Source organism: Plantactinospora sp. B5E13, assembly GCF_039871775.1.
Taxonomy (GTDB): Bacteria; Actinomycetota; Actinomycetes; order Mycobacteriales; family Micromonosporaceae; genus Plantactinospora.
The window spans coordinates 148,553-168,332 of the sequence record NZ_JBDPLT010000010.1 but is presented as its reverse complement, the minus strand read 5'-3'; the positions used below and the strand labels follow the sequence as shown (position 1 = coordinate 168,332).

Here is a 19,780-nt window from a genome sequence, read left to right as displayed (position 1 = left end):
GGGGACCGGGGTAACCGCCGCCGACGGCGGAGGTGGACGAGATGCCCGGGGAGTGGCGCAACTGGTCGGGCAGTCTGCGCTTCGTTCCCGGCGGCTACGTCGTACCGGAGAGCGAGGACGAGGTCCGGGCGCTGGTCCACCGGGCCCGGGAGGACGGCACCACCATCCGGCCGGTCGGGTCGGGGCACTCCTCCAGCCCGCTGGTCCGTACCGACGGCCTCCTGCTCGACCTGCGCCGGCTCGCCGGCCTCCTCGACGAGGACCACCACCGCCGGCAGGCAACCGTCGGGGCCGGCAGCCAACTGCGGGACCTCGGCGAACGGCTGTACGACGCCGGGCTGGCCATGGACAACCTCGGCGACATCGACCTGCAGACGATCGCCGGCGCCACCGCCACCGGCACCCACGGCACCGGGCTGCAATTCGGCAACCTCTCCACCCAGGTCGCCGGTGCCCGGCTGGTCACCGGCACCGGCGAGGTGCTGGAGATCTCCGCCGACCGCAACCCCGAACTGCTGCCCGCCGTCCGGCTCTCCCTCGGCGTACTCGGCGTGCTCACCCGGATCACGCTGCGGCTCACCCCGGTCTACGAACTGCGCCGCCGCACCTGGTGCGCCGACCTGGACTGGACCCTCGACCACCTGGCGCAGCTGCAACGGGAGAACCGGAACATGGACTTCTACTGGTATCCGCGCAGCGACCTGACCCAGGTCCGGACCCTGAACCTGGTCGGCGAGGAGCCGCAGCTGCGTCCACCCGGGCCGTACCGGCAGGACGTCACCGGATCCAGCCACCGGAACATTCCCCGACACCGGGACCTGCGGTTCGAGGAGATCGAGTACATGCTCCCGTCGACGGAGTTCCGGGCCTGCTTCGCCGAACTCCGTCAGCGGATCAGGGAACGGCACCGCCGGTACGTCGGCTGGCGGGTGCTGGTCCGGACCGTGGCGGCGGACGACATCCCGCTCAGCAACGCGTACGGCCGGGCCACCACCACCATCGCCTGCCTGCAGAACACGTCACTGCCGCACGACGAGTACTTCGCCGACGTGGAGACGGTCCTGCGGCGACACGGCGGCCGCCCGCACTGGGGCAAGAAGCACTCGCTGACCGCGGCCGAACTCCGGCCGCTCTATCCGGGCTGGGACGCCTTCGGCCGGATCCGCCGCCGGCTCGACCCGGACGGGGTTTTCCTCACCCCGGACCTGGCCCGGCTGTTGGAGCCGGCGTGACCACCGCCAACGGCCGCCCACCCGCCCCCTCCGGCCCGCACCCCGGGCACCGGGTCTGGGTGGTGCCCGCCGGCCGGATCCCGTTTCCCAGCAACGGCCCGGAGCCGGCCTTCACCAGCTTCGACGAGCTCTGTGTGCTGAACGCGACGGACGAGCCCGCCGACCTCACCCTGACCATCTACTACGAGGACCGGGAACCGGTCGGGCCGTACCGGGTGGACGTGCCGGCCCGACGGATCCGGCATGTCCGGTTCAACGACCTGATCGATCCCGAGGCGCTGGTGCTGGACCGGCCGTTCGGCTGTGTGCTGCGGTCGAACACCCCGGTGGTGGTGCAGTTCGGCCGCCAGGACACCCGGCTGCCGGGTGCGCTGGCGATCACCACCACCCTGGCGTACCCGGCCGGCTAGGTCGGACGGGCCCGACCACCGCCGCTATCCGGCGGGCAGCGGCGGCGCGGTGGTGCCGGTCAGCCAGGCGTCGAAAAGGTCGTCCAACTGCCGCCCGGAGACCTGTTCGGCGTACCCGACGAACTCGGCGGTGTCGGCGTTGCCGTCCCGCTTGTGCTCCGTCCAACCGCGCAGGATCCGGAAGAACGTCTCGTCGCCGACGGTACGCCGCAACGCGTGCACGGTCAGCGCCCCGCGTTTGTAGACCGCCCGGCCGAACAGTCCCGCCCGTCCCGGGTCCAGCGCCGGCTGGCTCCAGTCCGTGGCGGCGTACTCCTGCTCGAAGGCCGACCGCACGGATTCGCCGCCGTCGTGTTCGGTCCAGAGCCACTCGGCATAACTGGCGAAGCCCTCGTTCAGCCAGAGGTCGGCCCAGCTCCGGACCGAGACACTGTCCCCGAACCACTGGTGGGCGATCTCGTGCGCCACCACCGTCGGGTTCGGCGCGCTGGTGAAGAACGCCGGACCGTAGACCGGTCGGGACTGGGTCTCCAGGGCGTACCCGATCCGGTCGTCGTCGACGGCGATCCCGCCGTACGCCTCGAACGGGTACGGCCCGAACAGGCCGGCGAGAAAGTCGGCGATCTCACCGGTCCGGGCAAGCGAACGTTCCGCCGGACCGCCGCGCGGCAGGCCCGCCGCGACCGCGGTGACCAGCGGCCGGCCGCCGTGGCTGCCGCTGTTCACCCGGTAGCGCCCGATCACCAGCGTGGTCAGGTAGCTCGCCATCGGCGACCGCTCGGACCAGCGCCAGGTCGTCCAGCCGTCGGCCGCCGACCGCTCGCCCGGCACGCCGTTGCTGAGCGCGGCGAGCCCGTCCGGGACGGTGACCTCGAGCTGGTACGTCGCCTTGTCCAGCGGGTGGTCGTTGACCGGGAACCAGGTGCTCGCCGCCTCCGGCTGGCCGAGCGCGATCGCCCCGTCCCGGGTGTGCAGCAGGCCGCCGGTGCCGAGGTCGGAGCTGTCGATCAGGGCGGGTCGACCGGCGTAGCCGACCCGGACGGTGAACCGCTTCCCGGTCGGCAGCCCGGCCGCCGGGGTGACCACGAGTTCGGCGCCGTCCCGGCTGTGGGCGGCCTCGACGTCGTCGACCCGTACCGACGACACGGTCAGCCCGGCCAGGTCCAGGTTGAACCGGGACAGGTTCTGGGTGGCGGTCGCCTCGATGGTCGCCTCGCCGTCGAGCTGGTCGGTCGCCGGGTCGTACCGGAGTTTGAGCTGGTAGCCGGCCACGTCGTAGCCGCCGTTACCGGCCGTCGGCAGGTACGGGTCACCGAGGCCGGCCGCCCCGGGACGGTACGCGTCGGCATGGTCCGGGCCGGACCGGCGGCTGCCGGTGCAGCCGCCGGTCGAGACCGCCAACAGCGTCGCGACCAGCGCGCCGGCCAGCGTACGTCGGGTTGTCGTCACCACCGGTTCAACGACCGTGGTCAGCGGTCGAGGACCAGGCCGACCTTCTGGAACTCCTTCAGGTCCCGGTAGCCGCACTTGGCCATCGCCCGGCGCAGCCCGCCGAAGAGGTTGAGCTGCCCCTCCGGGTCGTCGGCCGGGCCGAAGAGCAGCTGCTCCATCGAGCCGAGCGGCTCGCCGGCCACCCCGTACGCGCCCCGGGGCAGCTTCGGGTGGCTGGCCGCCGGGTGCCACCAGGCTCCGGCGGCCGGCGCCTCGTCGCAGAGCGAGAGCGGTTCGCCGAGCATCACCGCGTCCGCGCCACAGCCGAGCGCCTTGGCGATGTCGCCGGAGGTCTGCAGGTCGCCGTCGGCGATCAGGTGCACGTACCGGCCACCGGTCTCGTCGAGGTAGTCGCGGCGGGCCGCCGCCGCGTCGGCGATCGCGGTCGCCATCGGCACCCGGATGCCGAGCACCGACTCGGTGGTGGAGAAGTCGTCACCGCCGAGGCCGACGATGACCCCGGCCGCGCCGGTCCGCATCAGGTGCAGCGCGGTCTTGTAGTCGGTGCAGCCGCCGACGACAACCGGCAGGTCGAGGTCGGCGATGAACTCCTTGAGGTTCAGCGGCTCGTCGGTGGTCGAGACGTGCTCGGCGGAGACGATGGTGCCCTGGATGACCAGGATGTCGACGCCGGCGTCGAGGATGACCGGGGCGAGCGCGAGGGTGTGCTGCGGGGAGACCCGGACGGCGACCGTACCGCCGCCCTCCCGCATCTGCCGGACCCGCTCGGCGATCAGCTCCGGGCGGATCGGCTCGGCGTACACCTCCTGCAGGCGGCGGGTGGCGGCCCGCCCCTCCTCCAGGTTCGCCAGCTCCTCGAGGATCTTGGTCGGGTCCTCGTAGCGGGTCCAGAGCCCCTCGACGTTCAGCACGCCGAGGCCGCCGAGCCGGCCGAGGGCGATCGCCGAGGAGGGGCTCATGGTCGCGTCCGACGGGTGCCCCACGCAGGGAATCCCGAACTGGTACGCGTCGAGCTGCCAGGCGGTGGAGACGTCGTCGACATCCCGGGTACGGCGGCTCGGCACGATCGCGATGTCGTCCAGGTGGTAGCCGCGCTGCGCGGTCTTGCCCAGCCCGATCTCGACCACGTCACGCATGGGTCACTCCAGGGTTGAAGGGGGTGTAGGCGGTGCGGGGGCGCCGTGGAGGGGTTGGCGGGTCAGCGGGTGTGGTAGTTCGGCGCCTCGACCGTCATCTGGATGTCGTGCGGGTGGCTCTCCTTGAGACCGGCGGCGGTGATCCGGATCAGCTGGCCACGGCGGTGCAGCTCGGGCACGGTCTCCGCGCCGACGTACCCCATGGCCAGCCGCAGCCCGCCGATGAGCTGGTGGGCGACCCGGGCGAGCGGCCCCCGGTACGGCACCTGGCCCTCGACGCCCTCCGGCACCAGCTTCTCCTCGCTGGTCACGTCGTCCTGGAAGTAACGGTCCTTGGAGTAGGAGCGGGCCTGCCCACGCGACTGCATCGCGCCCAGCGAACCCATCCCCCGGTACGCCTTGTACTGCTTGCCGTTGATGAACATCAGCTCGCCGGGGCTCTCCTCGGAGCCGGCGAGCAGGCTGCCCAGCATCACCGTGTCGGCACCGGCGACCAGGGCCTTGGCGATGTCGCCCGAGTACTGGATGCCGCCGTCGCCGATCACCGGCACCCCGGCCGGGCGGGCGGCCCGGGCCGCCTCCATGATCGCGGTGATCTGCGGTACGCCGACCCCGGCGACGACCCGGGTGGTGCAGATGGCGCCCGGCCCGACCCCGACCTTGACCGCGTCGGCGCCGGCGTCGACCAGGGCCTTCGCCCCGGCGTACGTCGCCACGTTGCCGCCGATCACGTCGACCGTGGTGTCCTTCTTCAGCCGGCCGACCATCTCCAGCACGGCCCGCTGGTGCCCGTGCGCGGTGTCCACGATCAGCACGTCCACCCCGGCCTCGACCAGGGCCCGGGCCCGCTTGTACGCGTCCTCGCCGACCCCGACGGCGGCGGCGACCCGCAGCCGGCCGGCGTCGTCCTTGGTGGCCAGCGGGTACTGCTCGCTCTTGGCGAAGTCCTTGACGGTGATCAGACCGCGCAGCCGGTTGTCGGCGTCGACGATCGGCAGTTTCTCGACCTTGTGCCGACGCAGCAGGTCCAGGGCCTCTTCCTTGGTCACCCCGACCCGCGCGGTGATCAACGGCATCCGGGTCATGATCTCGCGGACCGGGGTGTTGACGTCGGTGACGAACCGCATGTCCCGGTTGGTCACGATGCCGACCAGGGTGCCCTCGGCGTCGGTGACCGGCACCCCGGAGATGCGGTAGCGCCCGCAGAGCGCGTCGACGTCCCGCAGGGTGTCGTCCGGGCCGCAGGTGACCGGGTGGGTGACCATGCCGGCCTCGGAGCGCTTCACCAGGTCGACCTGGAGCGCCTGGTCCTCGATCGAGAGGTTGCGGTGCAGGACGCCGATGCCGCCCTGCCGGGCCATCGCGATCGCCATCCGCGCCTCGGTCACGGTGTCCATCGGGCTGGAGACCAGCGGGATGGCGAGGCTGACGTTACGGCTGAGCCGGGTGATGGTGTTCACCCGGCTCGGGATGATCTCGGACTCGCCGGGCTGCAGCAGCACGTCGTCGAAGGTCAACCCGAGCGGCACCACCCGGGCGGAACCGGCGGGCAGTTCCGGCATGTGCCCGGTGAGCTGCTCGGCGTCGGCACCCAGCGGAAGGTCGTTGGTGGGTCGGTTCTCCACGATGTGTCCCCTGCGGCTGTCGGTGTGGGCGGTCTGCTGGTCGTGTGGGCGATCCGCGCCGGCGACCCGTCGACGTCGTACCGGTCGAACCGGCGGGGTCGTCGGACGGGTCACGTCGGCACCGCGGGGCGCGTCAGCGCCCCGCCCAGGCTGGCGACGCGATGGTTCATCGTACCCACTGGCCGGTCCGACCGGCGTGGGCGCGGCCGGGGCGGCGGTACAGGCCACAACGGGTGACCACGCCGACGGGTGTGGGGACTACGGTGGAGGGGTGCACGAGGAGCCGATCGACCCGTTCAACGGTGACCCCGCCGATCCCTCCGCCGGCCTGAGCGACCCGGCCGAGGAGGCCGAACTCGACCCGCTCACCGAGGTCGAGCGCCAGGACGTCCTGGAGGACCTCGCCGACCTGGAAATTTACCAGGCGCTGCTGGGTCCGGTCGGGGTACGCGGCCTCGTGATCGAGTGTGAGGACTGCCGCGAGCCGCACTACTTCGACTGGGACCTGCTCCGGGGCAACCTGCGCCACCTGCTCAACTCGGGCCGGCCCCGGGTGCACGAGCCGGCGTACGACCCCGACCCGGACCACTATGTCACCTGGGAGTACGCCCGGGGCTACGCCGACGGGGTGCACGACACCCTGACCGAGGCCGCCGACGAGAGCGACGCCGAGCCGTGACCGGCCGCCGGCCCTGACGTCCGCTGACCGGACCCCGCCCGGCCGATCCGCCGTCCGGCCGACCGACCCCGCCGGTCGCACCCGGCCGGGTACGACCGGGGGCTCAGGCGACCAGCCCGGCCCGGAAGCCGGCCGCCACGGCGTGCGCCCGGTCCCGGGCGCCGAGCTTGCGGAACAGTCGACGGGCGTGGGTCTTGACGGTGTCCTCGGAGACGAACAGCTCCCGCCCGATCTCCGCGTTGCTCTTGCCGTCGGCCATCCCGACCAGCACCTGCATCTCCCGTTCGGTGAGCAGCGGGCGCCGGGGTGGCGCGACCCGGTCCGGTTCGGGACGGCCGGGCTCCCCGGTGCGGGAGTCGGCGCCGCCCGGACCGCCACGTCCCCGGGGATCCGGGGCCGCCCGTCCGGCCGGCTCGGCCCCCGTCGGGGCGCCGCCGGTCGGCGCGACCCCACCGGGCAGTGTCGGCCCGGAAGCGGCCGGATCAGCCGCACTGTCCGGATCGTCCCCACGTTGCGCCGGCACCATCGCCGGCCCGGTCGACTCGCCCGGAATACCCCCGGGGCCGCCACGCGGTCCCTCGTCGGTGCCGGGCCGGTCGGCGGTGTTCCCGGGACCGGCAGTGCCCGGCGGAACGGACCCACCCGGGCCGAGCGGATCCGGGGCGGTGCCCGGGGCCCGCAGCACGCTGCCGATCCGGTGACCGCTCGCCGCGGCACCGCCGCCCTGGCCGGCTTCGCCGGGGCGACCCGGTCCGGCCGCCCCGGGCACACCGGCGCTGCCCGCCGGCAGGGCGCCGCCGGCCACGCCCGCGCCGGCGGCCGGTGGCCCGCCGGGCCGTCCGGCCCGGCCGGTGGTGCCGAGCAGCAGGATGGCCTTGGCCACCACACTGACCAGGTCGTTGTCGCCGCCCTGGATCAGCCCTCGGGCCCCGGCGGCGATCGCCGCCGCGGCCGCGGCCGGCTCCTCCGTCCCGAGCAGCAGGATCGCCGCTCCGGGTGAGCGGGCCAGGACCCGCCGGGTGAATCCGACGCTGTCCGGGCGGGTGAGGGCGGTGTCGGCGAGCACCACGTCCACCGGACGTTCGGCGAGCCGCAGCATCGCCTCGGGATCGGACACCGCGGTACGGACCGCCGAGGCGACCCCGAGCCGGGCTGCCGCGGCCGCGACGTTCTGCGCGGCGAGCGGGGTCCGGACGCAGACAAGCACGGTACGCACGCTGCTTCCCTCCTCTCCGCAACGAGGAGACCACGGCAACGAATGATCATGATGAGTTTCCACGGATGAACCACAAACTTTTTGGACGATTCGCCCCACGGGGCGCGACTGGGGGAAGAACTTCGCGATCAGTTACGTGTGAGCCGTCGACGGGCGGGGTACCGGGAGGCCCTAGGTCGGATCGGTGCGCCTGCGCGGCCCGCCGCCCGGACTCCGACCCGGCTGTGTTGTCACGCGGTGCCGCGCGGAGGGAGGGTGCTGATGTCGAACGTACGCAGGCTGCCTGGGCCGATCGTCGATCTCTGGGACTGGCAGCGCCTCGGCGCCTGCCGGGGACGCGACACCGCCCAGTTCTTCCACCCGGACGGCGAGCGGGGATCGTCGCGCAGCCGTCGGGAGGCCGGCGCCAAGGCGGTCTGCGGGACCTGCCCGGTCCGCGCCGAGTGCGCCGCGCACGCCCTGACGGTACGGGAGCCGTACGGCGTCTGGGGCGGGTTCAGCGAGTCCGAGCGGCTCCGGTTGCTCGCCGTCGGCTGGGAGGATCTGGCCGACCGCCGGCGCAGCCGGGTCGACGTCGGCCGCCTGGAGGCCCGGCTGGGCCGCCCGTTCCGGTCCACCGTGCCGGAGCAGCGCTCGGCCTGACCGGTCGCCGGCATCTCACCGTGTCTTCGTGGCCCCGTCAACCGGCGGGGCCACGGGCGTTCGGTTATCTTCCGCACCTTTCGTCGTAACGCCATGGTGATCAACTGGCCATAAGATCAACTTGTCCGACCCGGTACGCGAACCGGGTCATGGCCAGGAGGAACACCCTTGACGACACGACAACGCGTCCTGGCGGCGACCGGTGCGATGACCCTCGTACCCGGTCTCGCCCTGATCGCCGTACCGACGTCGGCCGGTGCGGCGCCCACCCCGGCGGCGACCGTCCGGCCGGCCTCCCCCGGCGAACCGCGGATGGGGCTGACCAGCGACAAGTTCACCTTCGACGGCAAGACGCTCGACCAGCGGGCGTACGCCCCGCAGCGCAACGCCCGCCGGGCCAGCGTCGCCGTCGAGACCCCGCCGGTCGGCACGGTCCGCTCGTGGCCGGCCCGCGACGACACCGACGGCTCGCTGTACCTGAAGAACTACACGCTCCGGGCGATCGGCCAGAAGATCGAGGTCTGGGTCGCGGAGGACCTCGCCTTCCCCGAGGGCGACTGCCGCAACGCCGTCCCGGGCACCACCGAGGTCACCGACGCCCAGGTCACGTCGCTGGTCACCGAGTTCGACACGAACATGTACCCGAAGGAGACCGCGGCCTTCAGCACGCCGCCGGACCGGGACGGCACCAACGCCCTGATCGCCGGCGACTTCACCGGGTACGGCGACCGGACCGTCACCCTGGTCGACAACGTGCGGGACGACAACTTCTACGACTTCCCCGCCGCCAGCTCGTACATCGCCGGCTTCTTCTCCAGCCAGCTGAACGAGTACTTCGACCGCAACATCATGACGATCGACGCGTTCGACTGGGCGCACCGCACCGGTGCCGCGCCGGCCGACGAGCCGACGAGCGACCCGTGCACCAGCCGCCCCGCCCGGCCGCACAGCTACGAGGGCACCTTCGCCCACGAGTGGCAGCACCTGCTGCAGTACTACACCGACCCGGCCGAGACCGCCTGGATCAACGAGGGCCTCTCCGACTACGCCCAGACGCTGGTCGGCTACGTCGACGGCACCAAGACGGTCGAGGAGTACGGCTACGACGGCCACCTCGCCTGCTTCCAGGGCTTCGGCACGGTGAAGACGCCGTACAACCCGAACCCGCGGGACTGCGGCGGGCCGGAGAACTCGCTGACCCTGTGGGGCGAGTCGCCGAACCCGACCGCGGTGCTGGCCGACTACGGCAACGCGTACGAGTTCATGCTCTACCTGAAGGACCGGTTCGGCGCCGACATCCTCACCCAGCTGCACCGCGACGGTGAGCGGCAGGGCCTGGCCAGTGTGGCCGCGCTGCTCAAGCCCAAGGGCGAGAAGCACATCGACGAGTTCCTGCACGACTACCAGACGATGGTGCTGACCGACCGGATCGTCGGCAACAGCCGGCTCGGGATCACCCTCGGCACCAGCAAGAAGAAGGTCACCTCGGCGAGCCTCAACTCGACGGTGAACCTGGCCAACCCGGCCGCCTACGCCACCCCCGGCGCGGCCCCGAACGGCGCCGACTACCTGCCGCTGTTCGACGCCAAGGGCCAGGTGCTGAAGGGCTCCGACCTGCGGTCGCTGAAGTTCACCGGCGACAGGACGCTGCCGCCCGTACCGCTGGCCTGGACCGTCACCAGCGACGACCCGGACCGGCCCGGCAACCCGGTGCTCTTCTCCGGCAACGAGAACAACACCGACGCCAGCGCGGTCGTGAAGGTGACCGTGCCGACCGCCGACCCGACCCTGACCTTCGCCGCCAAGTACGGCGCCGAGGCGGGCTACGACTACGGCTACGTGATCGTCTCCACCGACGGCGGCACCACGTACACCGCGATCCCCGGTGACCGGACCGTCGACGGGCCGCGTGGTCCCGCCCTCAACGGCACCACCAACGGGTTCGAGACGCACCGGTTCGACCTCTCGGCGTACGCCGGCACGTCGATCCTGCTCGGCTTCCAGTACGTCAGCGACGGCGGCGTCAACGAGGGCGGCTGGAAGATCGACGACATCGCCGTCGGCGGCACCACGCTCAGCGACGGCGCCAGCCTCACCCCGTTCGACTCGATCACCGAGGTCAAGCCGACCACGGTGGCGGGCTGGAACCTGCGGCTGATCGGCATCGACGCGAAGCACTCGATCGTGCTGCAGCGTGACTACAGCACCAAGAACGGCGTCAAGCTGGGCCTGCTCGAACTGGCCCCGCTGCTGCTCTTCCCGCAGGTCGTCGCGATCGTCTCGTACGACGAGCCGACCGAGCAGGTCGGGCAGTTCGCGCCGTACACCCTGACGGTGAACGGCGTGACCCAGCCGGGCGGCCGCTGAGCACACCAGGACGGGCCCCTTCCCGTCGCCGGACGACAGCCGGTGACGTGGAAGGGGCCCTTCCGTATCCGCTGATCAGGTCAGCGGACCGTCACCTGGACGGTGTGCCAGCCGGTGGCCCCGTCGGGGTCGACCGGACGCCGCTGCCCGGTCTGCACCGCGCCGGTGGCGTCGGTGGCCCGTACCTGGAGGGTGTGCTCGCCCGGGGTCGCAGCCCAGCGCCACGACCACTGCACCCACGTGTCGGTCGAGACCGTGGCGGCCAGGGTCGCCGGCTGCCAGTCCCCGTCGTCGACCCGCACCTCCACCCGCCGGATGCCGACGTGCTGGGCCCAGGCGACCCCGGCGACGGTGACCGTTCCGGCGGTCAACGGCCGGCCGCCGCCCGGGGTGTCGATCCGGGACTGGGTCTTGATCGGTCCCTGTGCCGACCAGCCCCGGGGCACCCAGTACGCGTCGAAGTCGGCGAAGCTGGTGAGCTCCAGTTCCACCACCCACTTGCAGGCGGAGACGTAGCCGTACAGTCCGGGCACCACGACCCGGACCGGGAAGCCGTGCCTGATCGGCAACGGTTCGCCGTTCATGCCGACCGCCAGCATCGCGTCCCGGCCGTCGGTGAGCACCGAGGTCGGACTGCCGCAGGTCCAGCCGTCGACCGAGCGCGCCACCACCTGGTCCGCGCCGTCCAGCGGCCCCGCCTCGGTGAGCAGCGGCCCGAGCGGTACGCCGAGCCAGCGGGCGTTGCCGATCAGGTCGCCGCCGACCTCGTTCGAGACGCAGGCCAGGGTGATGTGCCGCTCGATCATCGGCCGGGCGAGCAGGTCGGCGAAGCTGAGCGTGATCGGGTTGCGGACCCGACCGTGGATCCGCAGCCGCCACCGTTCCGGATCCACCTGCGGTACGGCCAGCGCGGTGTCGATCCGGTAGAAGTCCCGGTTCGGCGTGACGTACGACGACAGTTGCGGCACGCCCAGTTCGGCGCCGGGCGGCACCGGCGGGGCCGGGCTGGCCGGGGCGGGCAGTCGTACCGCCGAGCGGGCCTCGGTGACCCCGCGCCGGGTGGCGGCCCAACGCCCGCCGAAGCCGGCGACCGCCGCCGCCCCGAGGGCGTATCCGACGCCGGTCAGGAACCGCCGCCGCCCCTCCCGGTCCACGCCGGCCGCGGCAGGCCGGTCGGTCGGAGCCCGGCCCGGCGGAGTCTCGCCGTTCGGGGTCCGGAGCAGCGGGGCGCCGAGCGGGCCGGCGAGGAGGAGTCGGAGCAGTCCGGCGGCCAGGGCGGCGCCGATCAGTGCGGGCAGTGCGGCGGCCGGGCCGGCGCCGGGTCGGGTCAGCGCCGCCACCGCACCGAGTACGGCGAAGGCCCCGACGCCGGCGTACCCGAGCCGCAGGGAGCGGATCGCGACCAGCCCGATCAGTGCCGCGAACCCGCCGAGGAGCACGGCGGTGCCGATCAGCAGGGCGATCTTGTCGTAGACGTAGAAGACGTCGGTGGCGAACTGTTTGAGGGGTGCGGGGGCGAGGTCGACCACGGCGCCGCCGACCGCGACCAGCGGCGCGGAACGCGGGCCGGTCAGTACCGCCACCGCCTCGGCGCTGCCGACCGCCACGGCGGCGCTGGTCACCCCGGCCAGGGCGGCGAACCATCCCGCCCCGGATGGCCGCGATCCGGACGACGGTCGTCCCGACGCCGGCGGCCCGGAGCCTGCCGGCTGCTGAGGCGACGGCTCGGTGCTGTCGGGGTCCTGCCCCGAGGTGGTGCTCACCGCACCAGTGTCGCCGGCCGACGGATCCGCCTGGTAGCGGGCCGCAACGGCGATAAGTGTTCCGTAACAACTGGCCGACGGGCACCACGAGGAACAACCGGCCGACGGGCACCACGAGGAACAACCGCCCCACGGGCGGGAGGTGACCGACAGACGACAGATCCGCGTGGCCAGGGCGGTCCCGGGGAACGCCGCCGGGGTGGCGGCGCTCCGGGGCCGTACCCCTGAGCACGCGGATCTTGTCGGTTGTCCGGCGGTGCCGGTCCGCGACGTCGTCAACCCCGTCGGGGGTCGCCGGGCCGCGGGGGCGTCAGGTCAGAAGCCGGGGCCGTGCTGGTGGCCGTGGCCGTGACCGTGCCCGTGGCCGTCGGCGGCCGGCTCGGCCTTTTCCGGCTTCTCCACCACCAGGCTCTCGGTGGTGAGCAGCAGGCCGGCGATCGAGGCGGCGTTGGTGACCGCGTTGCGGGTCACCTTGACCGGGTCGATGATGCCGGACTTGACCAGGTCGACGTACTCGCCGTTGGCGGCGTCCAGGCCGGTGCCCCAGCCGCTCTCGGCGACCTTCTGCACGACCACGTAGCCGTCGTGTCCGGCGTTCTGCGCGATCCACCGCAGCGGCTCGACGAGCGCCTTGCGGACGATCGACACCCCGACCTTCTCGTCGCCGGTCAGGCCCAGGTCACCGTCGAGCACCGAGACGATCTGGGTCAGCGCGGCGCCGCCGCCGGGCACGGTGCCCTCCTCGACCGCGGCCTTGGTGGCGGAGATCGCGTCCTCGATGCGGTGCTTGCGCTCCTTCATCTCGACCTCGGTCGCCCCACCGGCCTTGATCACGGCGATCCCGCCGGAGAGCTTGGCCAGCCGCTCCTGCAGCTTCTCCCGGTCCCAGTCGGAGTCCGAGGCCTCGATCTCCTTGCGGATCTGGGTGATCCGGTCGGTGACCTCGGTGTCCCGGCCACGGCCGTCGACCACGGTGGTGTTGTCCTTGTCGACCACGATCCGCCGGGCGCTGCCCAGCACCTCGAGGCCGACCGACTCGAGCTTGTAGCCGAGCTCGGGGGCGACCACCTCGCCACCGGTGAGGATCGCCATGTCCTGCAGCATCGCCTTGCGGCGGTCACCGAAGCCGGGCGCCTTCACCGCGCAGACCTTCAGGGTCTTGCGGATCGAGTTGACCACCAGGGTGGAGAGCGCCTGGCCCTCGACGTCCTCGGCGACGATCAGCAGCGGCTTGCCGGTCTGGACGACCTTCTCCAGCAGCGGCAGCAGCTCTTCGATCGAGGAGATCTTCTGGGTGGTGATCAGGATGTACGGCTCGTCGAGGACCGCCTCCTGCGCCTCCGTGTCGGTGACGAAGTTCGGCGAGATGAAGCCCTTGTCGAACTGCAGGCCTTCGGTGACCTCCAGCTCGGTGGCGAGGGTGGAGCCCTCCTCGACGGTGATCACACCGTCCCGGCCGACCTTCTCCATCGCCTCGGCGATCAGGTTGCCGATGGTGGCGTCCTGGGCGGAGATGGTGGCGACGTTCGCCACCGACTCCCGGCCGCCGACCTCGACCGCCTTCTCCAGCAGCGCCTCGGAGACCTTCGCGGCGGCCGCGTCGATGCCCCGCTTGAGCGAGGCCGGGCCGGCACCGGCCGCGACGTTGCGCAGGCCCTCCCGGACCAGCGCCTGGGCGAGCACGGTCGCGGTGGTGGTCCCGTCGCCGGCGACGTCGTTGGTCTTCGTCGCCACCTCCTTGACCAGCTGCGCGCCGAGGTTCTCGTACGGGTTGCTGAGTTCGATCTCCTTGGCGATGGTCACGCCGTCGTTGGTGATCGTCGGAGCACCGAACTTCTTGTCCAGGACGACGTTGCGCCCGCGCGGGCCGAGAGTGACCTTGACCGTGTCCGCGAGCGTGTTGACACCGTGCTCGAGCAGGTGCCGGGCGTCGTCCGAGAAGCTCAGGATCTTCGCCATCTGTTAACAAAGTCCCTTCACGCAGCGCTGCCCCGGCCCGGCGGGGCCGGTCCGGGGCAGCGTCACTGGATCGGTCAGATCACTTCTCGATGACGGCGAGGACGTCGCGGGCGGAGAGCACCAGGTACTCCTCGCCGGCGTACTTGACCTCGGTGCCGCCGTACTTCGAGTAGATGACCGTGTCGCCGACCTTGACGTCAACCGGGATCCGGTTGCCCTTGTCGTCGACGCGGCCCGGGCCGACAGCGAGGACGGTGCCCTCCTGCGGCTTCTCCTTGGCGGTGTCGGGGATCACGATGCCCGACGCCGTGGTCGTCTCAGCCTCGTTCGCCTGGACCAGGATCCGGTCCTCGAGCGGCTTGATCGCAACCTTGGTCGCGGTAGTCACGGGCATACCCTCCTGGGGTACTTGGTTTCTGTGCCGGTCGGCACGCCGACCGGCGTTGATCTGCCACATGCCACCGGGCGGGTCCGTCGTCGCGGGTGCCGGTCCGCCTGGCGTTCAGCCTCCGGACCGGAGCCCGGAAACTGGCACCCTCGGCTTGAGAGTGCTAACCGGAGGTTATGCCGGCAACTAGCACTCCGTCAAGGAGAGTGCCAACCCGACACACTCCGGTGGGGCACCCGCCAGGGCCGGACCGCCACAATGAGCCGGTGGATCTCGACCTGCTGGCTGCCCTGCGTACCCCGGACGGGGAGACCGCGCTGGCCACGGCGGCGAAACTGACCGACGGTGATCCGCTGCTCGCGGCGGCCACGCTGCGGGCCGCCGGCGTCCCCGCCGGCCTGGCCGCCGCCGCGCTCACCCAGGCCGAGCTGCGCCGCCGGGCGGTCGGCAAGTTCGGACCGGACGCCGCCGGGATGTACTTCACCCGGGCCGGGCTGGAACAGGCCACCCGGGGCCCGGTCGCGGCACGCCGCGCCGCCCGGTTACGCGCCGCCGGGGTCCGCACCATGGTCGACGTCGGTTGCGGTCTCGGCGCGGACGCCATCGCCGCCGCCCGGACCGGCATCCGGGTGTACGGCGTGGAGGCCGACCCGTTGACCGCGGCGATGGCCGCCGCGAACGCCGAGGCGACCGGGGTGGCCGACCGGTTCACGGTCACCACCGGCGACGCCACCCGGTTCGACGTCACCCAGTTCGACGTCACCCGGTTCGGCGCCACCCGGTTCGGCGCCACCCGGTTCGGCGGCGACCCGGTCGACGCGGTCTTCTGCGACCCGGCCCGACGCCGGGCCGGCACCGGTCGCCGGGTCTTCGACCCGGCCGCCTACTCGCCGCCCTGGGACTTCCTGCTCGGGCTCGCCGAACGGGTGCCCCGGACGGTCTTCAAGGTCGCCCCGGGCATCGACCACGCGGTGCTGCCGGCCGGGGCGGAGGCCGAGTGGGTCAGCGTCGACGGCGACCTGGTCGAGGCGGCCGTCTGGTGCGGCCCGCTCGCCGACGTACCCCGCCGGGCGACGGTGCTGGCCGGCCCGGTGGCCCACGACCTCACCGGCCCCGGGACGGGCCGGGCACCGGTCGGCCCGGTCCGCCGCTACCTGTACGACCCGGACGGCGCGGTGGTCCGCTCCCACCTGGTCGCCCAGTTCGCCGACACCGTCGACGGCACCCTCGCCGACCCGGAGATCGCGTACGTCTACGCCGACCGCGCCGTGCCGACCCCGTACGCCCGCTGTCTGGAGGTGGTCGACGTGCTGCCGTTCTCGCTCAAGCGGCTCCGCGCCCTACTCCGGGACCGGGCGGTCGGCCGGGTGGAGATCCTGAAGCGCGGTTCCGCGCTGGAACCGGAACGGCTCCGCCGCGACCTGCGGCTGAGCGGTCCGGAGTCAGCCAGCCTGGTGCTCACCCGGGTCGCCGACGCGCCGACCGTGCTGCTCTGCCACCCGGTCCGCTGACCGTCCCCCGATCGGGTCCTCCCCCGCACGTTTGACCGGGGCGGATGGCAGGGATTCCGGTGCTGGCGACGCGACCGTCACAGGGCGGACGGACAGCCGTCGCCGGGCGGGCGGACAGCCGTCGCGTCGCACGGCGGACGGACAGCGGAGGAGCTGCGGACCATGGACCTCAAACTCGAGATCGTCGTACTGCCGGTGAGCGACGTCGACCGGGCCAAGGAGTTCTACACCCGGCTCGGCTTCCGGGAGGACATCGACTTCGCCGGCCCGGACGGCTTCCGGGTCGTCCAGTTCACCCCGCCCGGCTCGACCGCCTCGATCACCATCGGCAGCGGGATCACCGACGCCACGCCCGGCTCGGCCCAGGGCGTCCACCTGGTCGTCGACGACATCGACGCGGCCCGGGCGAAGCTCGTCGCCCGGGGGATCGAGGTGAGCGAGGTCTTCCACGACGCCGATGGCGCGTTCCACCACGCCGGCGACCGCAACCGGATCGCCGGCCCGGATCCGGAGCGGAAGTCGTACGCGTCGTTCCTGTCGTTTGAGGACCCGGACGGCAACGGTTTTGTCCTCCAGGAGGTCACCAGCCGGATGCCGGGACGGATCAGCCACGTCGTCTACGACTCCCGGGAGCAGCTGACCGCAGCGTTGCGCGACGCCTCCGACGCACACGGCCGGTACGAGGCGGAACTCGGCCACGAGGACCCCGACTGGCCGACCTGGTACGCCGACCACATGGCCCGGGCGGCCGGTCTCGACAACTGACCGCCCTACTGGTCCGGTCAGTGCCGTTCCGGCGGAGCAGGCGTGTCGTGGAAGGCGCGGTTCAGAGCAACGGCTGGGCCAGACGGCGGGTCTCGATCCCGGCGATCAGCTGCCGCATGCCCGGCACGTCCGTCCAGTCCTCCCACTCATGGTCGACGACCACGGGCCCGTTCAGCCGCTGCAGGATGATCCGCGAGTCGTTGAACAGGAGCACGCCATCGGCTGGATAGTGGGCGAAGAAGGTCAGCGCCGACCGAATCATCACCCGGGCCGCTTCGTCACGTGCATCGGGGGTCGCCCGGTTCGAGAGCCGGTACGTCGCGGTGACCCGGTGTGTGAACCCGAGCATCTCGGCGACCGGGGCCGGATCATCCGGATCATCCCGGTAGGCGGTCACGTCGAGGGCACCCCGTCGGACGTAGTTACCTGAGATCTCACCGCCGGTCGCGTTCGCCATGAACGAGAGAAGCTCTTCGGTGGTGACATCCGCAGAGGCGTACAGCACGTATTCCAATGCCATGAGGAGGCGTCCAACCCACTAGTCGAACGGATAGAACTGGATAACTTCGCCATCTTTGATGACCTTGATCTCCTGTAGCCCTTCGATAGGCTTACGCCGTAGTATCTCCGCGATTTCCTCTGCAGAACGCGGACAGTCGTCGAGGTTCAGGATGATCCGATCAGCCTGCCCATCGGCTACTTTCCGGCTGATCCCCTTGCGAATCTGGTCGAGCTTATCGGAATCCGGAGCGAAACAGTCGAAATATTCTCCTTCAATTTTGTAGTCCGGCTCCTTGCCGTTCGGTTTGGGAGGCGGATTCTGCTCGACGTCGTAGCCGTTCTCAGCGAGGGTGTCGGCCGATTCGTTCTCCCGGCGCAGCCCTCGGTCCTTCTTCCTGGTCGGGTGCGCCTCGGTCCGTTCGCCGCGCGGCTTGGCGTTGGGGTCGGGTTTCTTCGAAGGGTTGGTGGTGCCCTTCCCACCTCCTTTGCCGAGTCCTCGGCGCAACCGTTCCAGGATCTTCTTCAGGGCCGCGACGAGTTCGTCGAGGCGACCGACAAGAGATGCGAACTTCCGCAGGCTGCTCAACAGGGCGCGCAGCCAGCGGGCTATTTTCGCACCCCAGGAGGCGATGAGGGTGGCGGCCTGCTCCACCACCACCGGGGCGGCGAACCCACCGGTGGCCAGCAGTTCGGCGGCGTAGACCACGAGTCTGGAGACCAGCGCGGCGATCGCGTCCCGGACCATCGTCCGCACTCCGGCGATCAGCTGACCCGCGCTCTCGGTTGCGACAGCCATCGTGTCGGCGGCCTTGGCGAGGCCGGAGATCGCGTCCTGCTGCTCCTTCGCCCACGCGCGGTAGGCGTCCCCGGCACTACCCGTCCAGTCGGAGACGTCCATCCGGACCTGCTGGGCGAGATCCGCGGTGCTCTCCCGCAGTGAGCCGGCCACGTTGCGCCAGGTCTGGGCGTACGCGGCGATCTGCGCCGGGTCACCGGCCAGCCAGTCCAGCGCCTCGCTCAACGGTTTGACGTGTTCGATCAACCAGGCGATGCCGTACTGCAGCAGGACACCGGCCGGGTCGCTGACCAGGGCGAGAGCGTCCAACCCGGCGCTGACGCCGCCGAGGATGCCGTCGACCCAGCTGCCGTTCTCGATGCCCTGGATGAGCAGTTCGATGTCCTCGGCGATCCAGATTCCGGACCACGGACTCGGCGAGACGTTCTCCGGCGTCGCCACCAGCGGGTTGACGCTCATCGCGGCCCTCGGATCCGGTCGAGTTTGGCCGAACTGGCCTCGTCGGTCGCCCGGTAGTCGTCAGCTGCCGAACGCACCCGTCCGCCGGTGTCCCGCACCGACTGCACCGCCGCCTCGATGCCGTCCGTCAGGACCGACTGCAGACGCCCGAGCAGCATCGGCACGATCACGCAGAGCCGGCCGTACGCCTCGGGTCCCGGCGTGGTCGTGTCGCCGGCCTGCTTGGCCGTCGCCAGATCGTCCGCCACCTGGTCGAGGTGGCCGGCGTGCGCGCGGAGATCGGCGGCGGTGACCCGGAATTCGTCACCGGCGGCCATGGCCGCTTCCGTCGTCCGGCACGATTCGGCTGGTGAACGACGCGACCACGGCCCGGCCGGTCTCGTTGTCGGTGCCGACGGTCTCCTCGGTGACCCGGGCGACCTGGGCGGCCAGCTCCGTCGTCGCCTGCCGCAACACGGCGAGGATCTGCTCCGCGGTCCGGTCCGCCGGCTGACGGCGGATCCTCTCGTCCAGCCGCAGGCCGGTGACCGCACCCGACGATCCGACCGTCATCTCGACCAGCCCGTCATCGCTGTGCACGGTCACGGTCAACGCCGACACCCGCTGGGACAGCTCACGGGTCTGCCGCAGCCGCTCCGCCAACCCCGACTCCCAGTTGTCGACCCAGCGTTCGGCGGCGTCGAGGTCCTCGTCCCCCAGCACGGTCACCCCTTCCGAACGTCAGCCATCGGCCGACATCGAACCCTGGTGAGACGGATGCTATCGCCGGGACGCAACGCCCAGGCTCCGCCGCCGGCCGCCATCGCGGCCGGATCTCCGGGGACGACCGACCGGCAGGGCCCGCCGGTGCCGACCCCGGCACGGGCGGCGGTAGGGTAC

18 protein-coding genes are annotated in these 19,780 nt (G+C 71.9%); 7 read left to right on the top strand and 11 right to left on the bottom strand.

From position 1 onward, the window contains the following. The first annotated feature begins 41 nt into the window (after positions 1–41). A complete protein-coding gene (locus ABGB05_RS12370) occupies positions 42–1,232 on the top strand; it encodes a D-arabinono-1,4-lactone oxidase (RefSeq protein ID WP_347653382.1) in 1,191 nt (396 codons plus the stop codon). After that, on the top strand, positions 1,229–1,642 hold the full coding sequence (locus ABGB05_RS12365; RefSeq protein ID WP_347653381.1) for a sensory rhodopsin transducer: 414 nt from the start codon (positions 1,229–1,231) through the stop codon (positions 1,640–1,642). The genes ABGB05_RS12370 and ABGB05_RS12365 overlap by 4 nt, the downstream gene beginning before the upstream one ends. A 24-nt stretch (positions 1,643–1,666) precedes the next feature. On the opposite strand, the gene ABGB05_RS12360 is transcribed toward ABGB05_RS12365, so the two are convergent. The 3 genes from ABGB05_RS12360 to guaB all read right to left on the bottom strand — a co-directional run bounded on the left by ABGB05_RS12360 (position 1,667) and on the right by guaB (position 5,855). Then, complete coding sequence (locus ABGB05_RS12360) at positions 1,667–2,944, bottom strand: M1 family metallopeptidase (RefSeq protein ID WP_347653422.1); 1,278 nt, start codon at positions 2,942–2,944, stop codon at positions 1,667–1,669. 167 nt (positions 2,945–3,111) lie between these two features. After that, a complete protein-coding gene (locus ABGB05_RS12355; RefSeq protein ID WP_347653380.1) occupies positions 3,112–4,230 on the bottom strand; it encodes a GuaB3 family IMP dehydrogenase-related protein in 1,119 nt (372 codons plus the stop codon). Positions 4,231–4,292: 62 nt separating this feature from the next. Continuing rightward, complete coding sequence (gene guaB, locus ABGB05_RS12350; protein ID WP_347653421.1) at positions 4,293–5,855, bottom strand: IMP dehydrogenase; 1,563 nt, start codon at positions 5,853–5,855, stop codon at positions 4,293–4,295. 271 nt (positions 5,856–6,126) lie between these two features. Between guaB and ABGB05_RS12345 the strand changes: the two genes are divergently transcribed. Next, on the top strand, positions 6,127–6,534 hold the full coding sequence (locus ABGB05_RS12345; RefSeq protein ID WP_347653379.1) for a DUF5319 domain-containing protein: 408 nt from the start codon (positions 6,127–6,129) through the stop codon (positions 6,532–6,534). A gap of 103 nt (positions 6,535–6,637) precedes the next feature. Here ABGB05_RS12345 and ABGB05_RS12340 read toward each other — a convergent pair whose 3' ends face one another. Then, positions 6,638–7,750 (bottom strand): LuxR C-terminal-related transcriptional regulator, encoded by a 1,113-nt coding sequence (locus ABGB05_RS12340; RefSeq protein WP_347653378.1) that lies wholly within the window; start codon positions 7,748–7,750, stop codon positions 6,638–6,640. Positions 7,751–8,011: 261 nt separating this feature from the next. On the opposite strand from ABGB05_RS12340, the gene ABGB05_RS12335 reads away from it, so the two are divergent. Together ABGB05_RS12335 and ABGB05_RS12330 are read left to right on the top strand one after the other, a co-directional pair. Further along, positions 8,012–8,392, top strand: coding sequence for a WhiB family transcriptional regulator (locus tag ABGB05_RS12335; protein ID WP_347653377.1), 381 nt, complete (start codon positions 8,012–8,014; stop codon positions 8,390–8,392). Positions 8,393–8,560: 168 nt separating this feature from the next. Continuing rightward, positions 8,561–10,759 carry a choice-of-anchor J domain-containing protein gene (locus tag ABGB05_RS12330; protein ID WP_347653376.1) on the top strand — a complete coding sequence of 733 codons (2,199 nt, stop codon included), beginning with the start codon at positions 8,561–8,563 and terminating at the stop codon, positions 10,757–10,759. 80 nt (positions 10,760–10,839) lie between these two features. Here the strand turns inward: ABGB05_RS12330 and ABGB05_RS12325 are convergent, their stop codons facing one another. From ABGB05_RS12325 to groES, 3 genes are all read right to left on the bottom strand, one after another. Then, positions 10,840–12,381: a molybdopterin-dependent oxidoreductase gene (locus ABGB05_RS12325; protein WP_347653420.1), complete on the bottom strand. Its 1,542-nt coding sequence runs from the start codon at positions 12,379–12,381 to the stop codon at positions 10,840–10,842. Between the two features lie 456 nt (positions 12,382–12,837). Next, a complete protein-coding gene (gene groL / locus ABGB05_RS12320) occupies positions 12,838–14,481 on the bottom strand; it encodes a chaperonin GroEL (RefSeq protein WP_347653375.1) in 1,644 nt (547 codons plus the stop codon). Between the two features lie 79 nt (positions 14,482–14,560). After that, the gene (gene groES / locus ABGB05_RS12315; protein WP_089012574.1) at positions 14,561–14,875 is read right to left on the bottom strand and encodes a co-chaperone GroES; all 315 of its coding nucleotides are present in this window, start codon (positions 14,873–14,875) and stop codon (positions 14,561–14,563) included. A gap of 260 nt (positions 14,876–15,135) precedes the next feature. Between groES and ABGB05_RS12310 the strand changes: the two genes are divergently transcribed. Both ABGB05_RS12310 and ABGB05_RS12305 read left to right on the top strand, forming a co-directional pair. Then, on the top strand, positions 15,136–16,380 hold the full coding sequence (locus ABGB05_RS12310; RefSeq protein ID WP_347653374.1) for a class I SAM-dependent methyltransferase: 1,245 nt from the start codon (positions 15,136–15,138) through the stop codon (positions 16,378–16,380). 162 nt (positions 16,381–16,542) lie between these two features. Beyond that, positions 16,543–17,145: a VOC family protein gene (locus ABGB05_RS12305; RefSeq protein ID WP_347653373.1), complete on the top strand. Its 603-nt coding sequence runs from the start codon at positions 16,543–16,545 to the stop codon at positions 17,143–17,145. A gap of 61 nt (positions 17,146–17,206) precedes the next feature. On the opposite strand, the gene ABGB05_RS12300 is transcribed toward ABGB05_RS12305, so the two are convergent. Genes ABGB05_RS12300 through ABGB05_RS12285 form a run of 4 tightly spaced genes read right to left on the bottom strand, consistent with a single transcriptional unit; the run spans position 17,207 to position 19,603 of the window. Next, positions 17,207–17,665, bottom strand: a complete 459-nt coding sequence (locus ABGB05_RS12300) for a SitI3 family protein (protein WP_347653372.1) — start codon at positions 17,663–17,665, stop codon at positions 17,207–17,209. Positions 17,666–17,683: 18 nt separating this feature from the next. Next, positions 17,684–18,901 carry a hypothetical protein gene (locus tag ABGB05_RS12295; protein ID WP_347653371.1) on the bottom strand — a complete coding sequence of 406 codons (1,218 nt, stop codon included), beginning with the start codon at positions 18,899–18,901 and terminating at the stop codon, positions 17,684–17,686. Further along, on the bottom strand, positions 18,898–19,218 hold the full coding sequence (locus ABGB05_RS12290) for a type VII secretion target (RefSeq protein ID WP_347653370.1): 321 nt from the start codon (positions 19,216–19,218) through the stop codon (positions 18,898–18,900). Before ABGB05_RS12290 ends, ABGB05_RS12295 begins: the two co-directional genes overlap by 4 nt. After that, on the bottom strand, positions 19,205–19,603 hold the full coding sequence (locus ABGB05_RS12285; RefSeq protein WP_347653369.1) for a YbaB/EbfC family nucleoid-associated protein: 399 nt from the start codon (positions 19,601–19,603) through the stop codon (positions 19,205–19,207). The genes ABGB05_RS12290 and ABGB05_RS12285 overlap by 14 nt, the downstream gene beginning before the upstream one ends. Between the last annotated feature and the right edge of the window lie 177 nt (positions 19,604–19,780).